This window comes from Pseudoxanthomonas composti (assembly GCF_004122095.1).
Taxonomy (GTDB): domain Bacteria; phylum Pseudomonadota; class Gammaproteobacteria; order Xanthomonadales; family Xanthomonadaceae; genus Pseudoxanthomonas_A; species Pseudoxanthomonas_A composti.
This window is the reverse complement of the sequence record NZ_SAWZ01000002.1, coordinates 33,251-53,851: the sequence shown is the minus strand read 5'-3', so window position 1 is coordinate 53,851 and position 20,601 is coordinate 33,251. Positions and strand designations below refer to the sequence as shown.

Sequence of the window (20,601 nt, the reverse complement as noted above, 5' to 3'; positions counted from 1 at the left end):
CCCTTCGCGGCTAAAGCCGCTCCCACAGAAGCGGCTCCCACAGAAGCCGCTGCCACAGGGCGGCCCGGGTTACGCGTCGGTGGCTCAGGTCCAGTCGGTCAGGCCTTCGCGGCGATAGACCTCGGCGAAGCTGGGCAGCGCCTTCATCAGCTTGGCGTGCCGATGCAGGGCCGGCCAGGTGTCGGTCGGGCGCGGCATGTTGCGCGACCAACGCATCAGCATGGTCAGCACGAAATCGGCCGCGCTGCGCTGCTCGCCCAACAGGTAGGGGCCATGGGTCGAGAGATGGGCATCCACTTCCTGCCAGGCCTTCTCCAGGAAGGCGCGCGCGCTGGTCCGCACCGCCTCGGCCTGGTCCGCACCGGCCGGCTCATGCGGGTAGAACCAGTCGCGGTAGGCCGGCATCAGCGTGTAGGCGCAGAAGAACATCCAGCGGTAGTAGGCCGCCCGTTCCGGCGTGCCCGGCGCCGGGGCCAGGTCGGCCTGAGGATGCAGATCGGCCAGGTGCAGGGCGATGGCGGCCGATTCGGTCAGCACCTGGCCGTCCAGGAGCAGCGTGGGCACGCGCCCTTGCGGGTTGAGCGCCAGGTACGCCGGGGTTTTGTGCTCCTGCCTTTCGAAATCCAGCTGGACCAACTCGTGCTCGATCTGCAACTCGATCAGCAGCCAGTGCACGACCAGCGCGGCGGTGCTGGGGGAACCGTACAAGGTGACGGACATGGGGGCTCCGGAAGGTCTAGGGGGTACAGGCGGCCAGGCAGCTTCGCAGGCGCGCCTCGCAGGTGTCCACATTGCCCCGCGTCTGGCAGCTGAGGGTCTCGGACAGGCAGTTGTTGCGTGCGGCCGGATCGCCCAGGGTCTGGCATGACTTCCCGCGCGGCGCCAGGCGACTCCTGCACGCCGAGTCGCTGATGGACGGCGCCACCACGCACTCACGCCTGCCACGCTGACACTGGGCGAAACAACGATCCGACGGAGGTGGCGAACTGGTGGTGCGCGCTAACTTGCGGGCCAGCGCCTGCGAGGCCTCATCCTGCACGGGAGGGCTTTCGCCCGCGGCGGGCTGAGGCGCCGAGCTCTGCGGTCCTGCCCAGATGGGCGAGGACAGCCCCAGCGCCAACAACAGCATCCAACGGCCCAGGGCGTGCATGACGTGCTCCCTTTCGTCTGTGCCGATCATCGCCCATCGCGCCGTGGCGCGCACGGGTGCGGCGCTGTTGGTGCCGTGCCGGGTGCCCACCGAAACGACCAGGGCCGGAGCATGGCCCCGGCCCTGGTCGAGCGATTGCGCCAGCCTTGGCCCGCTGCGCTTACGCCGGTTCGACCACCACCGGAATCTTGCCGATCCTGGCCTGCCACTGGCGCGGGCCGGTCTTGTGCACCGACTCGCCGGTCGAATCCACCGCCACGGTCACCGGCATGTCCTTGACCTCGAACTCGTAGATGGCCTCCATGCCCAGGTCCTCGAACGCCAACACCCTGGCCGCCTTGATCGCCTTGGAGACCAGGTAGGCCGAGCCGCCGACCGCCATCAGGTACACCGACTTGTGCTTCTGGATCGCTTCGATGGCGGCCGGGCCGCGCTCTGCCTTGCCGACCATGCCCAGCAGGCCGGTCTGCTCCAGGATCTGGTTGGTGAACTTGTCCATGCGCGTGGCCGTGGTCGGGCCGGCCGGGCCGACGACCTCATCGCGCACCGGATCGACCGGGCCCACGTAGTAGATGAAGCGGCCCTTGAGATCCACCGGCAGTGCCTCGCCGCGGTTGAGCATCTCCACCATGCGCTTGTGCGCGGCATCGCGGCCGGTCAGCAGCTTGCCGTTGAGCAGCAGCACTTCGCCGGGCTTGAAGCTCACCACCTCTTCCGGGGTGATGGTGTCCAGGTCCACGCGGCGCGCGCCCTGCGGGTTGTAGGTCAGCGTGGGCCAGTCCTCCAGCGAGGGCGGGTCCAGCATCACCGGGCCGCTGCCGTCCAGGGTGAAGTGCGCGTGGCGGGTCGCCGCGCAGTTGGGGATCAGCGCCACCGGCAGGTTGGCGGCGTGGGTGGGGTAATCCTTGACCTTGATGTCCAGTACCGTGGTCAGGCCGCCCAGGCCCTGGGCGCCAATGCCCAGCGCGTTGACCTTCTCGTACAGCTCCAGGCGCAGTTCCTCGGCGCGGTTGGAGGGCCCGCGGGCCTGCAGGTCGACGATATCGATGGGCTCCATCAGTGCTTCCTTGGCCAGCAGCATCGCCTTCTCGGCGGTGCCGCCGATGCCGATGCCGAGCATGCCCGGCGGGCACCAGCCGGCGCCCATGGTCGGCACGGTCTTGAGCACCCAGTCGACGATGGAGTCGGAGGGATTGAGCATGGCGAACTTGCTCTTGGCCTCCGAGCCACCGCCCTTGGCCGCCACGATCACCTCCACCGTGTTGCCCGGCACGACCTTGACATTGACCACGCCCGGCGTGTTGTCCTTGGTGTTGGTGCGCCTGCCGGCCGGATCGGCCAGCACCGAGGCACGCAGTTTGTTGTCCGGGTGGTTATAGGCACGGCGCACGCCTTCGTGGACCATGTCCTCCACGCCCATCGTGGCGTCGTCCCAGCGCACGTTCATGCCGATTTCCAGGAACACGGTAACGATGCCGGTGTCCTGGCAGATCGGGCGGTGGCCTTCGGCGCACATGCGCGAGTTGATCAGGATCTGAGCGATGGCGTCCTTGGCCGCCGGCGACTCCTCGCGCTCGTAGGCCGCGGCGAGGTTCTTGATGTAGTCCACGGGATGGTAGTAGCTGATGTACTGCAGGGCATCGGCGACGGACTGGATCAGGTCTTCCTGCCGGATCGACACGGGCGCGGTGGACGCGGGAACGGCGGCGTGGGTGTGGAGGTTCATGGCTGGCTCGACGCTAGCGAAGGGGAGATGGGATCGCGTCATTTTAGGCCAAACTGGCTGGCCGCCCGCTGTCACGGCACGGCGCCCTCCCGCGTCCTGGGAATCATGAACACACCATCGCGCTTCGAAATCCACCGTGCCCGCCTGTTTTCGCTGGCCTATCGCCTGTTGGGCAGCCGCGCCGAGGCCGAGGACGTGGTGCAGGACGCCTGGCTGCGCTGGCACGGCGCCGAGCCGGCCGGCATCCGCGACGACGAAGCCTGGCTGGTGACGGCCACCACCCGCCTGGCGCTGGACCGACTGCGCACGGCACGCAACGCGCGCACCGACTACATCGGGCCCTGGCTGCCCGAGCCCCTGCAGGTTGACCTGGCGCCGGATCCTGCCGAGCGCCACGAAGCCGCCCAGACCGTGTCCTGGGCCTTCCTGGCGCTGATGGAGCAGCTGGGGCCGGACGAACGCGCGGCCTTCCTGCTGAAGGAGGCCTTCGATTACGACTACGACCAGATCGCCAACCTGCTGGGCCACAGCCAGGCCAACTGCCGGCAGCTGGTACATCGCGCGCGGACGCGGCTGCAGGCCGGGCGGCCGCGCTTCCAGGTGCCGGCCGATCGCCACCGACAGCTGTTGCAGCGCTTCATGGAGGCCTCGCAGTCCGGCGACAAGGCGGCCATCATCGCCCTGCTCAGCGCCAATGCGCGGCTGGTCTCCGACGGTGGCGGCAAGGTCACCGCAGTGCTGCGTCCGCTGTTGGGCGCCGAGCGCATCGCGCAGCTGTACTGGGCCATCGCGCGGCGCGGCGGGGCGGTGCCTGCGGTGCTGGGCACGGTGGATGGACAACCGGCGATCCTACGCTTTGCCGCAGGCCGGCTGCATTCGCTGACGGTCATCGTGAGCGATGGCGAGACGGTCAGCGAGATCCTGACGCTGATGAATCCGGACAAGCTGGCGACGGTTGTCACAGGCATCGGAACTGGCCCGTCCTTGCAGTGAAGGTGGCCACCTGCGGCCGCCACATTGCCGAGGATTCACCGATGACCATGCAATTCGCCCGCGTCGATTACACCCAGCACCTGCCGGAAGCCTTCAAGGGCCTGTATGCCGCCAGCCAGCGCGTGCACACAGGGGTGTTGGAACACACCTTGGTGGAACTGGTCTTCCTGCGTGTGTCCCAGCTCAACGGCTGCGCCTACTGCCTGGACATGCATGCCAGCGCGCTGCGCAAGGCCGGCGTGGAACCGCGCAAGCTCGATACCGTCGCCGCCTGGCGCGACAGCCGCTTCTTCGACCCGCGCGAGCGCGCTGCGCTGGCCTGGGCCGAGGCGTTGACCACCCTGCCCTCGGGCGAGCCGGACGAAGCGCTTTACCAGGCGCTGCACGGGCACTTCGACGATGCCGGTATCGCCACCCTGACCATGGCCGTGGCCCTGATCAACGCCTGGAACCGCCTGGGCGTCGGCCTGCTGCCGCAGATGCCCTGAGGACGGCGGCACCGGTGGCGTGGACTTCATCGTCCACGCCACTGGCGGCGGGCACAATGGCGCCATGCCGCCGCACATCGAAGCCCCCGCCCCGCACCCGAGTCTGCGCCAGCGCTTCCACGCCCTGCGCAACGTACCGCCCTTCCTGAAGATGGTGTGGCAGACCAGTCGCTGGCTCACCGTGGGCAGCCTGGGCCTGCGCCTGATACGCGCCTTGCTGCCTGTGGCCTCGTTGTACGTGGGCAAGCTGATCATCGACGAGGCCGTGCGCCTGGTCGCCGATGGCCTGCCCGACGCGGGCGTGCTGGGCCTGCTGCGCAGCGGGCTGCTGGACCACCTGCTGTTGCTGCTGGGGATCGAGCTGGCCCTGGCCATCGTCTCGGACCTGCTTGCCCGCTTGGTCAGCTACGCCGACACGCTGCTGTCGGAATTGTTCACCAACTCCACCAGCATCCGCCTGATGGAGCATGCCGCGCAGCTGGACCTGGAGGATTTCGAGGACCCGGACCTGCAGGACCGGCTGGACCGCGCGCGTCGCCAGACCATGGGGCGCATGAACCTGCTCAGCCAGCTGTTCGGCCAGGTGCAGGATGCGATCACCGTGCTCACCTTCGGCATCGGCCTGCTGGCCTATGCGCCCTGGCTGATGGTGCTGCTGCTGGTGGCGCTGGTGCCGGCCTTCATCGGCGAATCGCATTTCAACGCGCAACGCTACGCGCTGGACTCGCGCTGGACGGCCGAACGGCGCCAGCTGGAATACATCCGCATGGCCGGCGCCAGCGTGGAAACGGCCAAGGAAGTGAAGATCTTCGGCCTCAACGCCTTCCTGATCGAACGCTACCGGGACCTGGCCGGCAGCTTCTTCCTCGCCAGCCGCAAGCTGGCGCGCCACCGGATGGTCTGGGGCACCACGCTGGCCGCGCTGGGCACGCTGGGCTACTACGCCGCCTATGCCTACATCTGCTGGCGCACCGTGCGCGGGGATTTCAGCATCGGCGATCTCACCTTCCTGGCCGGCAGCTTCCTGCGCCTGCGGCAGCTGCTGGAAGGCTTGCTGGTGGGGTTTTCACAGGTGGCCGGCCAGGCGCTGTACCTGGACGATCTCTTCTCCTTCTTCGCCATCGTCCCGGAGATCGTCTCGCCGGCCAACCCGCGCCCGTTTCCGCAACCGATCCGCCAGGGCTTCGTGTTCGAGAACGTCGGGTTCCGTTACCCCGATGCACAGGCCTGGGCCGTGCGCCACCTGTCCTTCTCGCTGCAGGCCGGCGAAGTGGTGGCGCTGGTGGGCGAGAACGGCGCGGGCAAGACCACGCTGGTCAAGCTGCTGGCGCGCCTGTACGACCCGGACGAAGGCCGCATCCTGCTCGATGGCCAGGACCTGCGCGAGTACGACATCGATGCGCTGCGCGCGAACATCGGGGTGATCTTCCAGGATTTCGTGCGCTACAGCCTGAGCGCGGGCGAGAACATCGGCGTGGGCCAGGTCGATGCGATGGACGATGCCGGGCGCATCCGCCGCGCCGCCCAGCGCGGCATGGCCGACGAGGTGATCCAGGGCCTGGCGCGCGGCTACGACCAGCCGGTGGGCCGGCGCTTCAAGTACGGCGTGGACCTGTCCGGCGGACAGTGGCAGAAGATCGCCATCTCGCGCGCCTACATGCGCGATGCGCAGGTGATGATCCTGGACGAGCCCACCGCCGCGCTGGATGCGCGCAGCGAGTTCGAGGTGTTCCAGCGCTTCAAGGAGCTTTCGGACAACCGCACCGCCGTGCTGATCTCCCACCGCTTCTCCAGCGTGCGCATGGCCGACCGCATCCTGGTGCTGCACCACGGTCAACTGGAAGCCAGTGGCACGCATGCCGAGCTTTTGGCGCAGGGCGGCCGCTATGCCGAGCTGTTCGAACTGCAGGCGGCGGGCTACCGATGAACAAGAAAAAGGACCTGCCGATGCGCTCATGCGCGATGCACCTGAGCCGCCTGATCGCCGTGGCCGCCCTGCTGGGCGTGGGGGTGGACCTGCGGGCGCAGTCCAGCGACTTCGACAGCGTCAAGATCCAGGCCGATGCCAACGAGCGCACCCTGTCGGAGGCGGAAAGGACCCGCCTGCAGAGCGCGCAGCGCGCATTGCTGGACCGGGCGGTGCCGGATTGCGCTACCCCGACGCCGCAGCTGGAACCGTTCGTGATCGTTGCCCAGCTGGACGCAGCCGGCACGATCAAGCGCACCTGGCGCCGCGGCAGCACCCCGCTGGCGGTCTGCGTGGAACGGCAGCTGCGAGGAAAGACCTTGCCGGCGCCGCAGGACGCCCCCTTCCTGATCTCCTTCGAGCTGAGCTTTGCGCCATGAGGCCGACCCAGGCCTGATGCGCAGGCGGCCGCTCCGCAGCAGGCCTGTGCAGTGCCTGGCGATCGTCATCGTCATCGTGCTGGGGCTGGCGTCCAGGAAGTATCCGCAGGCCTTGCCGGCGGTGCTGGGCAAATGGCCGGGCGATGCGCTGTGGGCGTGGATGATGTTCCTGATGGTCGGCTTCCTCAGGCCTGCGTGGTCCACCGCCGCCGTCGCCGCGTTGGCCGCGGCGATCTGCTTCGCAGTGGAGTTCAGCCAACTGATCCGCACCCCGTGGTTGGTCGCCCTGCGCGACACCACGCTCGGGCATCTGGTGCTGGGCTCTGGGTTTCATGCATCGGATCTGTTGGCCTATCTGGTGGGCATTGCGCTCGGTGTCGCCTTCGAGTCGATGTGGCGTGCGCGCCTGGGCAGGCGTCGCTGAGCCTCGGTGATGCGGGGCAAGGATGGCGATTGGATGTGGCGCGTCATGACCACGCAGGGCGTGCCCTGAGCCCGAGGCGAGGTCGTGGTCAACGCGAGAGGACCGCCCATCCGGCGGGCCTGTCGCGTCTGCGCACTCGCGAGCACTGCGTCATTTGCGCGCGCCGCCGCCGCGGTTGAGGTCCTTGTCGGCCACGCTGGCATCGGTCAGGGATTCCAGATAGAGCAACCCCAGGAAATCCAGCAGCCGCTGGTTGGTGAAATCATTGTGGTCCTTGACCACCGGGGCCTGCGTGGCGATGTTCCAGACCTCGGTATTGGCCGGACTATCGCGCCCCTGGCGCGTGGCGTCGTAGGGGCGCAGCAGCAGCCTGACCTGATGGGCCGAGCCGGCCTGCGTGCGCACCGGAAGGCAGCGCGGCAGCTCGCGCTGCGACGCGGTGGGCTCCCGCTGCAGGATGGCCTGCTGCACCGCGGGAGCGGCCCCATCGGGTGCCTCCTGGGCAATGGGCTCGCATTGCTGGGCTCCAGAGACCGGCGCGTCCGGCGTGTCCTCCAGGGAGGTCAAGGTGTGGGTCAGGTAGTTGGGGTCGTGCCCCAGGGTCTGACGCGCGGCTGCCCTGGATGCACCGTCTCCCTCGGGGTAGGCCTTGGTCATGCTGTTGAGGTAGCGCCCGATCGGAAAGCCGATCCGGGTCGCCTTGTCGTCATAGGAGGTGATCGCCACGAAGCGCGGCGCGCGCGCGGTGGCCGAGCGCTCGCGTTGGGCCATGTCGTACAGGGCGGCGAATCGCGCGGCCTCCACCGCCGGGTTGATCACGATGGCCAACTCATCCGGCGCCGGGGCAGAGGCGACCGCCGTCGTGCGCGCAGGCGCCAGGTTGCGTTCATGCGCCTCGGCCAGCTCCCGGATCAGGGCCGGCGCGGTGGCCAGGGTGACCACCAGGCCACCGAAACTGTGCCCGACGTAGGTGGTCTTCAGCCGCGACCTGCAATCCAGGCGGCGGATCAACCCCTCCTGGCCGCGTCGTGGCGTGGTGTCCTGGATCGCGCGCAAGGTGCCGAACACCTCGTGGATCTGGCCGGTCGCGACCTGCTCGGCGGCAAACTTCCTCGACCAGAAAGTGAGGTTCTCCAGCGCGTCGCCGGCGCGGCCGGCCTTGCCGCGCCAGGCGACGTACAACCCCTTCACCGCGCGTCCGCAGCTCCTGGCTTCCACCCCGGCCAGTTGCTGGAGGATCTGCCTGAACTGGACCAGGTGCGGGTCGTCGTAGTCCGCCGAGTGCTTCCAGCCATGGACGAAGACCACCACGCTCGCGCCGGTGGCGTGCTGCGCCGAAACCGCTTCGCGCAGGCCGTCGAAAAAGGCTTGCTCCTGTTTCCAGGCCTCGCCCGCGGACGGATTGCCGGGCGAATAGAGCCGCCCCTGGTCGTCGAACTCGACGACGTTCAAGCTGTAGTCCGCGGCCTTTTCGACGGCCAGGGACTTGCAGCGCGCGGGGATCGGGCCAGGTTCGGCTTCTTCGCCCCGTTCCTGGCACGCCGGATCGAGCTGCTCCGCAGGCACCGACACCCGTAATGGCCTCACCGGAACGCAACCGGGCTGCAGCGCCACGCCAACGACGGCGATCGACACGACGACCGCTCCTGCCAGCCTGGCTTTCCACCTCACCCCACGACCGACCTGCTGTTCGCGTTCCATGGCGCCGCCCCTTCGATGTCATGCCGCTCACAACGCGGACAGGACCGCGCATCGGTCCAGTCCGCCGGCCCGGTCTGGCAGGCCGCAGGTGAGTCCACACCTGTGCTTACGCCGCGAGCGCTGCGGGGCCGCCATGCGGACCCGCCGGCGTGGGCGCTGTGGCTCAGATCGCGCGCGAGTGGTGGGGCGCGCCGGCCGGCACCTGCAGGTAACGGTCGAAGCGCATGGCCACCACGCGCAGCAGGCCACGGCCGCGCGGCGTCACTTCCAGGCCATCGGGCTGCACCCGCACCAGGCCATCGCAGGCCAGCGGTGCCAGCGCGCGCAGGCAGGGCGCGAAGTAGTCGCGGAACTCGATGCCATGCGCGCGCCCCACGGCATCGAACTCGACCTTGCCGTGGCACATCAGGCGCTGGATCACGTCGGCGCGGATGACATCGTCCTGGTCCATGCGCCGCCCACGCCAGACCGGCAGTGCGCCGCCTGCCAGGCTCGCAGCCCACGCCTCCTGGTCGCGGTGGTTCTGGCTGAAGCAATCGCCGACGTGGCTGATGGCGCTGACGCCCAGCCCAAACAGATCGGTCTGCGCATGGGTGGTGTAGCCCATGAAGTTGCGGTGCAGGCCGCCGCGGCGCTGGGCGATGGCCAGGGCATCGTGCGGCAGGGCGAAATGGTCCATGCCGATGTAGACATAGCCGGCCGCTTCCAGTGTCCGCACCGCCAGCCCGAGCAGGGCCAGCCGGCCTTCGGCATCGGGCAGCTGGGCCGGATCGATCTGCCGCTGCGCGCGGAACAGCTGCGGCATGTGCGCGTAGCCATAGACGGCCAGCCGGTCCGGGCGCATGGCGATGACCTGTTCCAGCGTGCGGCCGAAGCCTTCCAGCGTCTGCAGCGGCAGGCCGTAGATCAGGTCGATGTTGACCGAGCGCAGGCCGTGCGCGCGACAGGCCCCGACCAGGGCCGCGGTTTCCTCCACGCTCTGCAGGCGGTTGATCGCCGCCTGCACCGCCGGGTCGAAATCCTGCACGCCCAGGCTGGCCCGGTTGAAGCCCATCGCGGCCAGCGCGGCGATATCGCCGGGGGTGGAATGGCGTGGATCGAGCTCGATGGAGAAATCGCGGCTGGCCGCATCGCCGAAGCGGAACTGCTGCCCCAGCGTGTCCAGCAGCTGGCCCAGCTGCGCGGCGCTCAGGAAGTTCGGTGTGCCACCGCCCAGGTGCAGCTGCACTACCGGCCGGCGCGGATCGACCAGTGCGGCCACCAGCGCGATTTCCTGCCGCAGCTGCGCCAAGTAGCTCGCCCCGGCAGCCGGATCGCGGGTGATGCGGCGGTTGCAGCCGCAGTAGAAGCACGGGCTGTGGCAGAACGGCACATGCACATACAGCGACAGCGGCCGCGAGGAAGCGCCGACGTTGCCCGCACGTGCCGCATCGGCCAGATCCGCCGCGCCGAAGCTGTCGGTGAACTGTGGAGCGGACGGATACGAGGTATAGCGCGGGCCGGGCCGGTCGTAGCGGCGCAGCAGGTCGGCATCGAAGGTCCAGCAGGCGGGCTCGGCGTGGCGTGTGTCCATGCACGCCATCGTCGCCTGTGCCAGGCGGCCTGCGCCTTGACTTGGATCAAGCCGGGGGCCGCGGCGCTGCCGCCGTCAGGCCGCTACCACGACAGAGCGCCGCGCCCCACCGCACCTGCCGGGCTTCACTCCAGCGTGAAGCGATCCGCATCCAGCATGGCCGGGAAACGCTCGCGATGGCCCTTGAGCACCTCGGCCGAGGCCACGGCATGCAGCGCGCCTTCCTCCGGCCCGCCAGTGACCAGCGGCTGGCCCAGCGGATCGATCAGCGCGCTGTGGCCGTCGTAGGTGAGCTGGTTGCCATCGGTGCCGACCCGGTTGACCGCGGCCACGTAGCACAGGTTCTCGATGGCGCGTGCGCGCAGCAGCGTGTCCCAGGCATAGGTGCGCGCCGAGGGCCAGTTGGCCACGAACAGCTGCAGGTCGAAATCCATCTGGCCCGGGCGCTCGACATCGAAGCGGTTGCGGCAGAACACCGGGAAACGCAGGTCGTAGCAGACCTGCGGATTGATGCGCCAGCCCTTCCATTCCACGCACAGGCGCTCACGCCCGGGTGCGTAGCGCTTGTGTTCGTTGGCGTAGCGGAACAGGTGGCGCTTGTCGTAGTAGGCCAGCGCGCCATCCGGCGTGGCCCACAACAGGCGGTTTAACACGCCCGTCTCGGTGCGCAGCTGCACGCTGCCGGTCACGGCCGCGTCCAGCGCCCGGGCCTGCTCGAGGATCCAGGCCACGGTCGGCCCGTCCATGCCTTCGGCCTTGTCGATGGCCTCGTTGGAGAACCCGCTGGTGAAGGTCTCCGGCAGGATCACCACGTCGGTCTTGCCGGCCAACGGCGCGATGAGGCTGGCGTAGTAGTCGCGATTGCCGGCCGGGTCGTGCCAGCGGGTGGCGCCCTGGACGAGGGAAATGCGCAGGTCCTGCATGGGGTTCTTTCCACCTATCGTCATGGCATGTGCCTCACAGCTTGGCCAGCCGCTCGATCGCCGCATCCAGTGTCGCGGTGTTCTTGGCGAAACACAGCCGCGCCAGGCGCTGACCGGCGGGCGGGGTCTCGTAGAACGGCGACAGCGGGATGGCGGTGACGCCGTGTTCGATGGTCAGCCACTTCACGAACTCCAGGTCCGGCAGGTCGCTGACGGTCGAATAGTCCACCAGCTGGAAATAGCCGCCGGGCACGTCGAGCGGCTTCAGGCGCGTGCCCAGCAATTGCTGGCGAAAGCGGTCGCGCTTGGCCTGGTAGAACGCGCCCAGCTGCTCGTCGTGTTCGGGCTCCTGGCTGAGCATCGCGGCGAAGGCGTGCTGGGCCGGGGCGAAGGTGCAGAAGACGTTGTACTGGTGCACCTTGCGGAACTCTGCGCTCAGCGCCGGCGGCGCAATGGCGTAGCCGATCTTCCAGCCGGTGCAGTGGTAGGTCTTGCCGAAGCTGGACACCACGAAGGCGCGCGCACGCAGCTCGGGCCAGCGCAGCACCGACTCGTGGCGGCGGCCGTCGAAGACGATGTGCTCGTAGACCTCGTCGGACAGCAGGAAGATGTCGGTCTCGCGCAACAGCTCGGCCAGGGCGCGCATGTCCTCGGCGCTGAACATCGCGCCGGAGGGGTTGTGCGGGCTGTTGATCATGATGAGGCGGGTCCTGGGCGTGATGGCCGCGCGCACGCGCTCCCAGTCCACCGCGAAGGTCTGCGGATCCAGCGGAATGTGAACCGCCCGGGCCCCGGCCAGGTCGATGGCCGGCTCGTAGCAGTCGTAGGCCGGGTCCAGCACGATCACCTCATCGCCCGGGCGCACCACCGCATGCACAGCGTTGAAGATCGCCTCGGTGGCGCCACTGGTCACGGTGATCTCGGACTCGGCATCGACCTGGGCGCCGTAGCAGCGCAGCGCCTTGGCGGCGATGGCCTGGCGCAACGCGGGGATCCCGGTCATCGGCGCGTACTGGTTGTGGCCGGCGCGCATGGCCGCCTCCAGCGACTGGACCAGCCGGTCCGGCACCGGAAAATCCGGAAAGCCCTGGCCCAGGTTGACCGCGCCGTGTTCGGCGGCGAGCTGGGACATGACGGTGAAGATCGTGGTGCCCACCTTGGGCAGCTTGGTCTGGAGCGTGGGCATCGAGGCCGAAGGTCTTGCGGGGAAGCGGCCGATTCTACCCATCCGCGGTCACATGCCGGTTTCGGGCCGGCCAGCGCCGGCGGCCGCGCGCCCTACAATGCCGGCGATGACCGCCACCCCCGCCCCTTCCGCCTTGCTCCTTGTCGATGGCCTGCGTTTCGCGCGCGATACCCAGCCGGTGTTCGGTCCGCTGGCGTTTGCCGTGGACACCGGCGAGGCCTTGCTGGTGCAGGGCGACAACGGCGCCGGCAAGACCACGCTGCTGCGCGTGCTGGCCGGCCTGCTGCCGGCCGAGGCCGGCACGGTGATGATCGAGGGCCGCCCGGCCGGCCGCGCCCTGCGCGCGCAGGCCATGGCCTACCTGGGTCACCTGCCGGGCCTGAAGGCCGACCTGAGCGCGCTGGAAAACCTGGAGTTCCTGTGCGGACTGCACGGCCGCCGCGCCGGGCAGCGCCCGGCCGATGCCATGGCCGTCACCGGCCTGGCCGGCTACGAGGATGCCCCGCTGCGCCAGCTCTCGGCCGGCCAGAAAAAACGCCTGTCGCTGGCCCGGCTGTGGCTCTCGCCGGCGCCGCTATGGCTGCTGGACGAGCCCTACGCCAATCTCGACCTGGATGGCATCACCCTGGTCAACCGCATGATCTCGGCGCACCTGCGCCAGGGCGGCGCCGCCCTGGTGACCACGCACGGCGCTTATGCCGCTCCGCCGGTGCGTACGCGCCTGCTGACCTTGACCGCGCCGCTGGCCGAGGCCCTGGCGTGAGCCCACCGACCCTGGCCTCTTCCGCCGCCGCCCTTCTCACCCGCGACCTGCGGCTGCTCTGGCGCCGCCGCGGCGACGCCTTCCAACCGGCCTTGTTCGCGGTGCTGGTGGTGGTGCTGTTCGCGCTGGGCCTGGGCGGGGAGAAGGATGCGCTGGCGCGCGCGGCCTCGGCGGTGGTGTGGGTCGCGGTGCTGCTGGCCGGCCTGTTGTCGCTGGACAGCCTGTTCCGCGGCGATGCCGAGGACGGCTCGCTGGAACAGTGGATGCTGGCCCCGGTGCCGCTGGCCTGGCTGGTGGCCGTGCGCGTGCTGACGCACTGGCTCAGCGCGGCGGTGCCGCTGATCCTGGCCACCCCGCTGCTGGCCGAGTTGCTGCACCTGCCGCGGGCGCAACTGCCGACCCTGCTGGTGTCCCTGGCGCTGGGCACGCCGCTGCTGAGCCTGCTGGGCGCGGTGGTGGCGGCGCTCACGGTGGGGATGCGGCGCTCGGGCATCCTGCTGGCGGTGCTGGCCCTGCCGCTGTACGTGCCGGTGCTGGTGTTCGGCGCCGGCAGCGTCACCGCCGCCGCGCAGGGGCTGGACCCGGTGGGCGCCTGGCTGCTGCTGGGCGCCGGGCTGGTGCTGGCCCTGGTGCTGGCGCCACTCGCCGCCGCCGCCGCGCTTCGCATCGCCCTGAGCTGACCCGGCCTGAACCCCAGCCGCCGCCGGCGTGAAGGATTTCGGCAGGATTTCCCCCCAAGGGCCGCCTCACTTCATAGAATCAGTCTTTCGCCCGCAATGTCCGGCGACATTCGCAAGCATCACTGGAGATCGTGCATGACCCGCAAGCCCCTGGTTGCCCCCTTCCTTCTGGCCCTGTTGGCGGCCGCGCCGTTGGCCGCGCAGGCGGCCGACAACTGCTCGGCCGAGCTGTCCGGCAATGACGCGATGAAGTTCGACAAGGCCAACATCGACGTCCCCAAGAGCTGCAAGACCTTCACCATCAACCTCAAGCACAGCGGCAAGCTGGCCAAGAACGTGATGGGTCATAACGTGGTGGTGACCAAGACCGCCGACATCGCCGCCGTGGCCGCCGACGGCATCAAGGCCGGCGCCGCCGGCGATTACGTCAAGGCCGACGATGCGCGCGTGGTGGCCCACAGCAGCCTGATCGGCGGCGGTGAGAGCACCTCGGTCAGCATCCCGGTGGCCAAGCTGGCCGGCGGCCCGTATTCCTACGTCTGCACCTTCCCCGGCCACTCGGCGCTGATGAAGGGCACCCTGACCCTGAAGTAAGGGTCCTGGCCCCGGCGTGCCGACGGCCGCCCCGCTCCGCCGCGCCGCGTTATTGGCGCGGCGGTTCGACATCTGAAAAAATGCCGGTGACGCCAGCGCGCGCCATCACGGCGTGGCAGGTCGTGCCGCTGAACGTCCGCGACCGGACGCGGCTCCTCACCTGAAGCGAGCAAGTGATGTCCGAGAAGAACGCGCTGGTGCTGTGGTTCCACCGGCTGGGATCGCCCCCCATCTTCGACCGCTTCGCGCGGCGCTGGGCGCCGTGGTGCTATCTGGCCGGCCTGCTGCTGATGGGCTGGGGGCTGTACCAGGGGCTGTTCGTGGTGCCCACCGACTACAAGCAGGGCGATAGTTTCCGCATCCTCTACATCCACGTGCCCAGCGCCTGGATGAGCCTGTTCGTGTTCGGCCTGATGGCGTTGTACGCGGCCATCGGCATGATCTGGCGGATCAAGCTGTGCGAGATCCTGGCCATGGCCTGCGCGCCGATTGGCGCGGCCTTCACCCTGATCACCCTGGCCACCGGTTCGATCTGGGGCAAGCCGATGTGGGGCGCGTGGTGGGACTGGGACCCGCGCCTGACCACCGAGCTGATCCTGTTGTTCCTCTACATCGGCGTGATCGGGCTGTACCAGGCCATCGAGGACCGCCGTGCCGCCGCCCGGGCCGCCGGGCTGCTGGCCATTGTCGGCATCGCGCTGTTGCCGGTGATCCGCTACTCGGTGGTGTGGTGGAACTCGCTGCACCAGGGCCAGACCATCCGCCTATTGGGCGAATCGAGCATGGATGCCAGCATGATCGCGCCCCTGTGGGTCATGGTGCTGGCGACCAAGTGCTGGTTTGCCGGTTCGCTGCTGACCCGCGCCCGCGTGGACAACCTGCGACGGGAGGCCGGCAAGGCCTGGGTCGGAACACTGGCCGGAGAAGTAAAGTGAGTTACCTGCCCTACGTGATCGGCGCCTACGCGGTGTTCGTGCTGGTGCTGGCCTGGGATTTCATCGCCCCACGCCTGCAGCTGCGACGGCAGCTTCGCGCCGCGCGTGCCCTGGCGCGGCGCCAGCAGGCCGCGCGCAGCCCGCGCGATGCCAACGCCGAGCTGGCGCGATGAACCCCACCCGTCGTCGCCGCCTGCTGTGGGTGCTCGCGCTGGCCGCAGCAGCCGGCATCGCCACCACCCTGGTGGCCATGGCCCTGCAACGCAACGTGGCTTATCTCTACACCCCGGCCGAGGTGCTGCAAGGGCAGCCCGGCAAGCAGGCGCGCTTCCGCCTGGGCGGCATGGTCGAGCGCGGCTCGTTCCAGCGCGCGCCTGGCTCGATGCAGGCGCATTTCCGCGTCACCGATGGCGATGCGCAGTTGCCGGTGGTCTATGAAGGCATCCTGCCGGACCTGTTCCGCGAGGACACCGCGGTGATCGCCACCGGCGCCATGCGCGGCGGCACCTTCGTGGCCACCGAAGTGCTGGCCAAGCACGATGAGAACTACATGCCCAAGGAAGTCGCCGAGAAGATGGGCAAGGCGCATGAGAAGCATCAGGTGGAGGAGACGCGGTGAGCCTTGGAAAGCCGGGACCGGGGACCGGGGACCGGGGACCCAACAACCGGGACCGGGGACCGGGGACCCGGGACCCGGGAAAACCAAAATCCTGTGCGCCCTCGCCTGCTGCGACCGATGACATCTGCTTTCTGTCAGGAGCGGACCGCCCCGAGATGGCCGCTTCCCCCGATTCGATGCAACTGGCGGCCCCGCTGGAGCATGAAGTGCCCGGGAACCTGCTTTCCCGGGTCCCCGGTCCCCGGTCCCCGGTCCCGGCCCTACAGTCCCCGGTCCCGGCCTTGCAGTCCCCGGTCCCCGGTCCCCGGTCCCGGCAGTTCCCCCATGCTTCCTGAGCTGGGCCAGATCGCCCTGTTGCTGGGCCTGATGGTGGCGCTGGTGCAGGCGGTGCTGCCGCTGGCGGGCGCCCAGCGCGGGCGCGCCAGCTGGATGGCGGTGGCGCGCCCGGCCGCGTTCGCGCAGCTGGCCTGCGTGCTGGCCGGCTTCGTGCTGCTGACCATCGCCTTCGTCACCCAGGATTTCTCGGTGCGCTACGTGGCGATGAACTCCAACTCGCTGCTGCCGATGATCTACCGCTACACGGCGGTGTGGGGCTCGCACGAGGGCTCGCTGCTGCTGTGGGCGCTGGTGCTGGCGCTGTGGACCGGGGCGGTGGCCGAGTGCTCGCGGGCGCTGCCCGAGCGGGTGGTGGCGCGCGTGCTTGGGGTGATGGGCGTGATCAGCATCGGCTTCCTGTCCTTCCTGATCTTCACCTCCAACCCGTTCGAGCGCGTGCTGCCGGCGGCCCTGGAAGGCCGCGACCTCAACCCGCTGCTGCAGGACCCGGGGATGATCATCCACCCGCCGATGCTGTACCTGGGCTATGTGGGCTTCTCGGTGCCGTTCGCCTTCGCCATCGCCGCCCTGCTCGATGGCGAGGTCGATGCGCGCTGGCTGCGCTGGACGCGGCCGTGGACCAACGTGGCCTGGGGCTTCCTGACCTGCGGCATCGCCCTGGGCAGCTGGTGGGCCTACTACGAACTGGGCTGGGGCGGCTGGTGGTTCTGGGACCCGGTGGAGAACGCCAGCTTCATGCCGTGGCTGGCCGGCGCGGCGCTGCTGCACTCGCAGGCGGTGACGGAAAAACGCGGCTCTTTCCGCGGCTGGACCCTGCTGCTGGCCATCGCCGCCTTCTCGCTGTCGCTGCTGGGTACCTTCCTGGTGCGCTCGGGCGTGCTGACCAGCGTGCACGCCTTCGCCGCCGACCCCACGCGCGGCCTGTTCGTGCTGGTGTTCCTGGGCCTGGTGATCGGCGGCTCACTGCTGCTGTACGCGCTGCGCGCGCCGGCCATGGCCGATGGCGCGCCATTTGCCGCCAGCTCGCGCGAGACCCTGCTGCTGGCCAACAACCTGCTGCTGGCCAGCGCCTGCGCCATGGTGCTGCTGGGCACGCTGTATCCGCTGCTGGCCGATGCGCTGGAGCTGGGCAAGATTTCGGTGGGGCCGCCCTACTTCGGCCTGCTGTTCGTGGTGCTGATGACGCCGCTGGTGCTGCTGGTGCCATTCGGCCCACTGACCCGCTGGCAGCGCGAGCAGGCCTCGCGGCCGCTGGCCATGCTGCTGCCCTGGGCGCTGGTGGCCCTGGCCGGCGCGGGCCTGGCCTTCTTCCTGGCCCCGGCCGGCAAGCTCAAGACCGCCGCCGGCATCGGCGGCGCGCTGTGGGTGGGCCTGGGCACGCTGCGCTTCGTGTGGACGCGGCTGCGCGCCCAGGGCCGCTTCACCCCGGAGATGCTGGGCATGGTGCTGGCGCACCTGGGCCTGGCGGTGTTCCTGGTCGGCGCGTTGCTGGTGCAGGCGCTGTCCACCCAGCGCGAGCTGGCGCTCAAGCCTGGCCAGGCCGCGGAGATCGGGGGCTATCGCTTCAAGTTCGAAGGCGTGCGCGAGACGCGCGGCCCCAACTTCATCGCCGGCCGCGGCCACATCCTGGTCGAGCGCGGCGACGAAGCTTTCGCCGACCTGCACCCTGAGAAGCGCGCCTACGCCAGCGGCGGCCAGGTGATGACCGAGGCGGCCATCCATCCCGGCCTGCGCGGCGATCTGTATGTCGCCCTGGGCGAGCCGCTGGGCGGTGGCAGCTGGGCGGTGCGCGTGCAGATCAAGCCCTTCGTGCGCTGGATCTGGCTGGGCGCGCTGTTGATGGCGCTGGGCGGCTTCGTCGCCGCAGCCGACAAGCGCTTCCGTCGCCATCGCGAGGCCAGGGCATGAGCGGCCCGCAACCCGCACGCGGCGTGTCGCGCGGCGTCCTGATCGGCGGTGCCATCGCCTTTGTCGCCTTGTTCGCCCTGTTGCTGGTGGGCGTGCTGCGTTCGGATCGCGCCGACCGCCAGGCCCTGCCGTCGGCGCTGATCGGCAAGCCGGCCCCGGCGATGGACCTGCCGCTGCTGCATGCGCCGCAGCAGCGCCTGACCCTGGCCGAGCTGCGCGGCAAGCCCTTCGTCCTGAATGTCTGGGGCAGCTGGTGTCCGGAGTGCCGGGTCGAGCATCCGGCCATCACCCGCCTGGCCCATAGCAAGCGCATCCGCGTGATCGGCTACGGCCTGAAGGACGAGCCGCAGGACGCGCTGCGCTGGCTGGCGCAGTACGGCAATCCCTACAGCGACGTGGTGACCGACGTGGAAGGCCGGCAGGCCCTTGACTGGGGCATCTACGGCGCACCGGAGACCTTCCTGGTCGATGCGGCCGGCATCGTACGCTGGAAGCACGTCGGCCCCTTGAGCGATGCGCTGATCCAGCAGGAACTGCTGCCGGCCATCGACCGCCTGGAGCGCCCATGACGCGTATCGCCCGCACCCTGCTGCTGATGCTGGGCCTGCTGCTGTCGGCCCCGGTGCTGGCGCAGGTCAGCGACCCCCGCCCGCTGCAGTTCCGCAACGCGGCCGAGGAAGCGCGCTTCCAGGCGCTGGCCCACGAGCTGCGCTGCGTGATGTGCCAGAACCAGTCGCTGGCCGATTCCAACGCCCAGGTCGCCCACGACCTGCGCCGCGAGGTGCTGGTGCTGATGCAGCAGGGTCGTAGCGACGCGCAGATCAAGCAGTTCCTGGTCGAGCGCTATGGCGAGTTCGTGCTGTATCGCCCGCAGGTGGAACCTGGCACCTGGCTGCTGTGGTTCGGACCGCTGGCGTTGCTGCTGCTGGGTGGGCTGGTGCTGTGGCGCGTGGTGCGCCGGCGCGGCGGCCGCGAGGTTCCGCCTGCCGATCCGTCGCAGGAGTGGTGATGGGGACCTTCATCGCCATTGCCGTGGTCGTTGGCCTGCTGGTGCTGGTCGGCGTGCTGTGGCCGCTGTGGCGCGGCGAACGCAAGCTGATGCTGGGCTGCCTGCTGCTGTTGGCGATCGGCGTCGGGCTGCTGTATCGCCTGGTCGGCACGCCGCAGGCGCTGGCGCCGCAGTCCGTTGTGGCCGAGGCGCCGCAGGACCTGGACCAGGCCATCGCGCAATTGCGCGCAGCCCTGCAGCGCAAGCCGAACGAGCCGGAAGGCTGGCGCCTGCTGGGCCGCGCGCTGGCTGCGCGCGAGGACCTGGACCAATCACGCCAGGCGTTCGCCAAGGCCGCTGAGCTCGCCCCCACCGACGCCAACATCCTCACCGAAGCAGCCCAGGCGCGGATGCTGGCCAGCCCCGATCGCCGCCTGGATGCGCAGGCCGTGGCGCTGCTGCAGCGCGCGCTGCAGGCCCAGCCCAACCACGAACGCGCGCGCTGGTTCCTGGGCGTGGCCCAGCGCCAGGCGGGCCAGCCGGCCGCCGCCGCCGACACCTGGGCGCCGCTGCTGGAGCAGGTGCAGGGCAACACCCGCGCCAGCCTGCTGGAACAGGTCAACCTGGCGCGCCAGGAGGCCCAGCTGCCGCCATTGCAGGATAGCGCCGCGCCCGCGGCCGACAGCGCGCACGCGGTGACCGTGCAGCTCGCACTGGCTCCGGGCATCGCCGAGTCGCTGCCTGCCGATGCCAGTGTGTTCGTGATCGCCCGCGTGCCCGGTGGCCCACCGATGCCGGTGGCGGTGGAGAAACACCCGCTGAGCGCGCTGCCCCTGACGGTGACGCTGGACGATGCGGACAGCCCCATGCCGACCCAGCGCCTGTCCGCCCTGGGCGAGGTGGAGGTGCTGGCGCGCGTGTCGGTCAGCGGCAATGCCATGGCCCAGCCCGGTGACCTGAGCACCGCCCCGCTGCGCGTGACCCTGCCCGCCCAGGCGCCAGTGAAGTTGGTGATCGGCCAGGCGCCGTGAGTCTTGCGCGCGCAGGCCGCGTTCGATGCTGAGCGGGCTCATCACATCGGGTCGCTGACACGCGTGGCGGGCGTCATGGTGGACAAGCTTCGCGTTGTCCACCCTACCTCGTGCGGGTCATCAGCCCCTCGTGGGGTGGATGACGCTCCTCCATCGACCAACGCTGCATCGGGTGGATGCCGCTGTTCCATCCACCACCGCCGCAAACCGCACAACGCGCCCCTACAATCCTGGCCC

General features: G+C 69.6%; 21 protein-coding genes. 15 read left to right on the top strand and 6 right to left on the bottom strand.

The window, feature by feature from the left end; translation table 11 throughout:
* Positions 1–84: 84 nt before the first annotated feature.
* Entirely contained in the window at positions 85–720 is a 636-nt protein-coding gene (locus EPA99_RS03535; RefSeq protein ID WP_129469830.1) for a glutathione S-transferase family protein, read from the bottom strand.
* Between the two features lie 590 nt (positions 721–1,310).
* Positions 1,311–2,876: a fumarate hydratase gene (locus EPA99_RS03530; protein WP_129469829.1), complete on the bottom strand. Its 1,566-nt coding sequence runs from the start codon at positions 2,874–2,876 to the stop codon at positions 1,311–1,313.
* A gap of 105 nt (positions 2,877–2,981) precedes the next feature.
* Between EPA99_RS03530 and EPA99_RS03525 the strand changes: the two genes are divergently transcribed.
* The 5 genes from EPA99_RS03525 to EPA99_RS03505 all read left to right on the top strand — a co-directional run bounded on the left by EPA99_RS03525 (position 2,982) and on the right by EPA99_RS03505 (position 7,127).
* Entirely contained in the window at positions 2,982–3,869 is an 888-nt protein-coding gene (locus EPA99_RS03525; protein WP_129469828.1) for an RNA polymerase sigma-70 factor, read from the top strand.
* Positions 3,870–3,916: 47 nt separating this feature from the next.
* The gene (locus tag EPA99_RS03520) at positions 3,917–4,357 is read left to right on the top strand and encodes a carboxymuconolactone decarboxylase family protein (RefSeq protein ID WP_129470369.1); all 441 of its coding nucleotides are present in this window, start codon (positions 3,917–3,919) and stop codon (positions 4,355–4,357) included.
* Between the two features lie 64 nt (positions 4,358–4,421).
* On the top strand, positions 4,422–6,284 hold the full coding sequence (locus tag EPA99_RS03515; protein ID WP_129469827.1) for an ABC transporter ATP-binding protein: 1,863 nt from the start codon (positions 4,422–4,424) through the stop codon (positions 6,282–6,284).
* Complete coding sequence (locus EPA99_RS18880; protein ID WP_241688257.1) at positions 6,281–6,703, top strand: hypothetical protein; 423 nt, start codon at positions 6,281–6,283, stop codon at positions 6,701–6,703. The genes EPA99_RS03515 and EPA99_RS18880 overlap by 4 nt, the downstream gene beginning before the upstream one ends.
* A gap of 46 nt (positions 6,704–6,749) precedes the next feature.
* Positions 6,750–7,127, top strand: coding sequence for a ribosomal maturation YjgA family protein (locus tag EPA99_RS03505; protein WP_206733684.1), 378 nt, complete (start codon positions 6,750–6,752; stop codon positions 7,125–7,127).
* A 150-nt stretch (positions 7,128–7,277) separates the two neighbouring features.
* Here EPA99_RS03505 and EPA99_RS03500 read toward each other — a convergent pair whose 3' ends face one another.
* From EPA99_RS03500 to EPA99_RS03485, 4 genes are all read right to left on the bottom strand, one after another.
* Positions 7,278–8,762, bottom strand: coding sequence for a hypothetical protein (locus tag EPA99_RS03500; protein ID WP_129469825.1), 1,485 nt, complete (start codon positions 8,760–8,762; stop codon positions 7,278–7,280).
* 229 nt (positions 8,763–8,991) lie between these two features.
* Positions 8,992–10,401 (bottom strand): oxygen-independent coproporphyrinogen III oxidase, encoded by a 1,410-nt coding sequence (gene hemN, locus EPA99_RS03495; protein WP_129469824.1) that lies wholly within the window; start codon positions 10,399–10,401, stop codon positions 8,992–8,994.
* A 125-nt stretch (positions 10,402–10,526) separates the two neighbouring features.
* Positions 10,527–11,324, bottom strand: a complete 798-nt coding sequence (locus EPA99_RS03490; protein WP_129469823.1) for an amidohydrolase — start codon at positions 11,322–11,324, stop codon at positions 10,527–10,529.
* Between the two features lie 34 nt (positions 11,325–11,358).
* Positions 11,359–12,510, bottom strand: a complete 1,152-nt coding sequence (locus EPA99_RS03485; protein WP_129469822.1) for a pyridoxal phosphate-dependent aminotransferase — start codon at positions 12,508–12,510, stop codon at positions 11,359–11,361.
* A gap of 97 nt (positions 12,511–12,607) precedes the next feature.
* On the opposite strand from EPA99_RS03485, the gene ccmA reads away from it, so the two are divergent.
* From ccmA to EPA99_RS03430, 10 genes are all read left to right on the top strand, one after another.
* A complete protein-coding gene (gene ccmA / locus EPA99_RS03480) occupies positions 12,608–13,273 on the top strand; it encodes a heme ABC exporter ATP-binding protein CcmA (protein ID WP_425479156.1) in 666 nt (221 codons plus the stop codon).
* Positions 13,270–13,953: a heme exporter protein CcmB gene (gene ccmB / locus EPA99_RS03475; protein WP_129469820.1), complete on the top strand. Its 684-nt coding sequence runs from the start codon at positions 13,270–13,272 to the stop codon at positions 13,951–13,953. Before ccmA ends, ccmB begins: the two co-directional genes overlap by 4 nt.
* Positions 13,954–14,088: 135 nt before the next feature.
* On the top strand, positions 14,089–14,547 hold the full coding sequence (gene azu / locus EPA99_RS03470; protein WP_129469819.1) for an azurin: 459 nt from the start codon (positions 14,089–14,091) through the stop codon (positions 14,545–14,547).
* Between the two features lie 176 nt (positions 14,548–14,723).
* Entirely contained in the window at positions 14,724–15,482 is a 759-nt protein-coding gene (ccmC, locus tag EPA99_RS03465) for a heme ABC transporter permease CcmC (protein WP_129469818.1), read from the top strand.
* Positions 15,479–15,655: a heme exporter protein CcmD gene (gene ccmD / locus EPA99_RS03460; RefSeq protein ID WP_129469817.1), complete on the top strand. Its 177-nt coding sequence runs from the start codon at positions 15,479–15,481 to the stop codon at positions 15,653–15,655. Before ccmC ends, ccmD begins: the two co-directional genes overlap by 4 nt.
* Positions 15,652–16,101, top strand: a complete 450-nt coding sequence (ccmE, locus tag EPA99_RS03455) for a cytochrome c maturation protein CcmE (protein ID WP_129469816.1) — start codon at positions 15,652–15,654, stop codon at positions 16,099–16,101. Before ccmD ends, ccmE begins: the two co-directional genes overlap by 4 nt.
* A 324-nt stretch (positions 16,102–16,425) precedes the next feature.
* The gene (locus EPA99_RS03445; protein WP_129469815.1) at positions 16,426–18,345 is read left to right on the top strand and encodes a heme lyase CcmF/NrfE family subunit; all 1,920 of its coding nucleotides are present in this window, start codon (positions 16,426–16,428) and stop codon (positions 18,343–18,345) included.
* Positions 18,342–18,914, top strand: coding sequence for a DsbE family thiol:disulfide interchange protein (locus EPA99_RS03440; protein ID WP_129469814.1), 573 nt, complete (start codon positions 18,342–18,344; stop codon positions 18,912–18,914). The genes EPA99_RS03445 and EPA99_RS03440 overlap by 4 nt, the downstream gene beginning before the upstream one ends.
* A 5-nt stretch (positions 18,915–18,919) precedes the next feature.
* Positions 18,920–19,354 carry a cytochrome c-type biogenesis protein gene (locus EPA99_RS03435; RefSeq protein ID WP_425479168.1) on the top strand — a complete coding sequence of 145 codons (435 nt, stop codon included), beginning with the start codon at positions 18,920–18,922 and terminating at the stop codon, positions 19,352–19,354.
* Positions 19,354–20,364 carry a tetratricopeptide repeat protein gene (locus EPA99_RS03430; protein WP_129469812.1) on the top strand — a complete coding sequence of 337 codons (1,011 nt, stop codon included), beginning with the start codon at positions 19,354–19,356 and terminating at the stop codon, positions 20,362–20,364. Before EPA99_RS03435 ends, EPA99_RS03430 begins: the two co-directional genes overlap by 1 nt.
* Positions 20,365–20,601 lie beyond the last annotated feature (237 nt).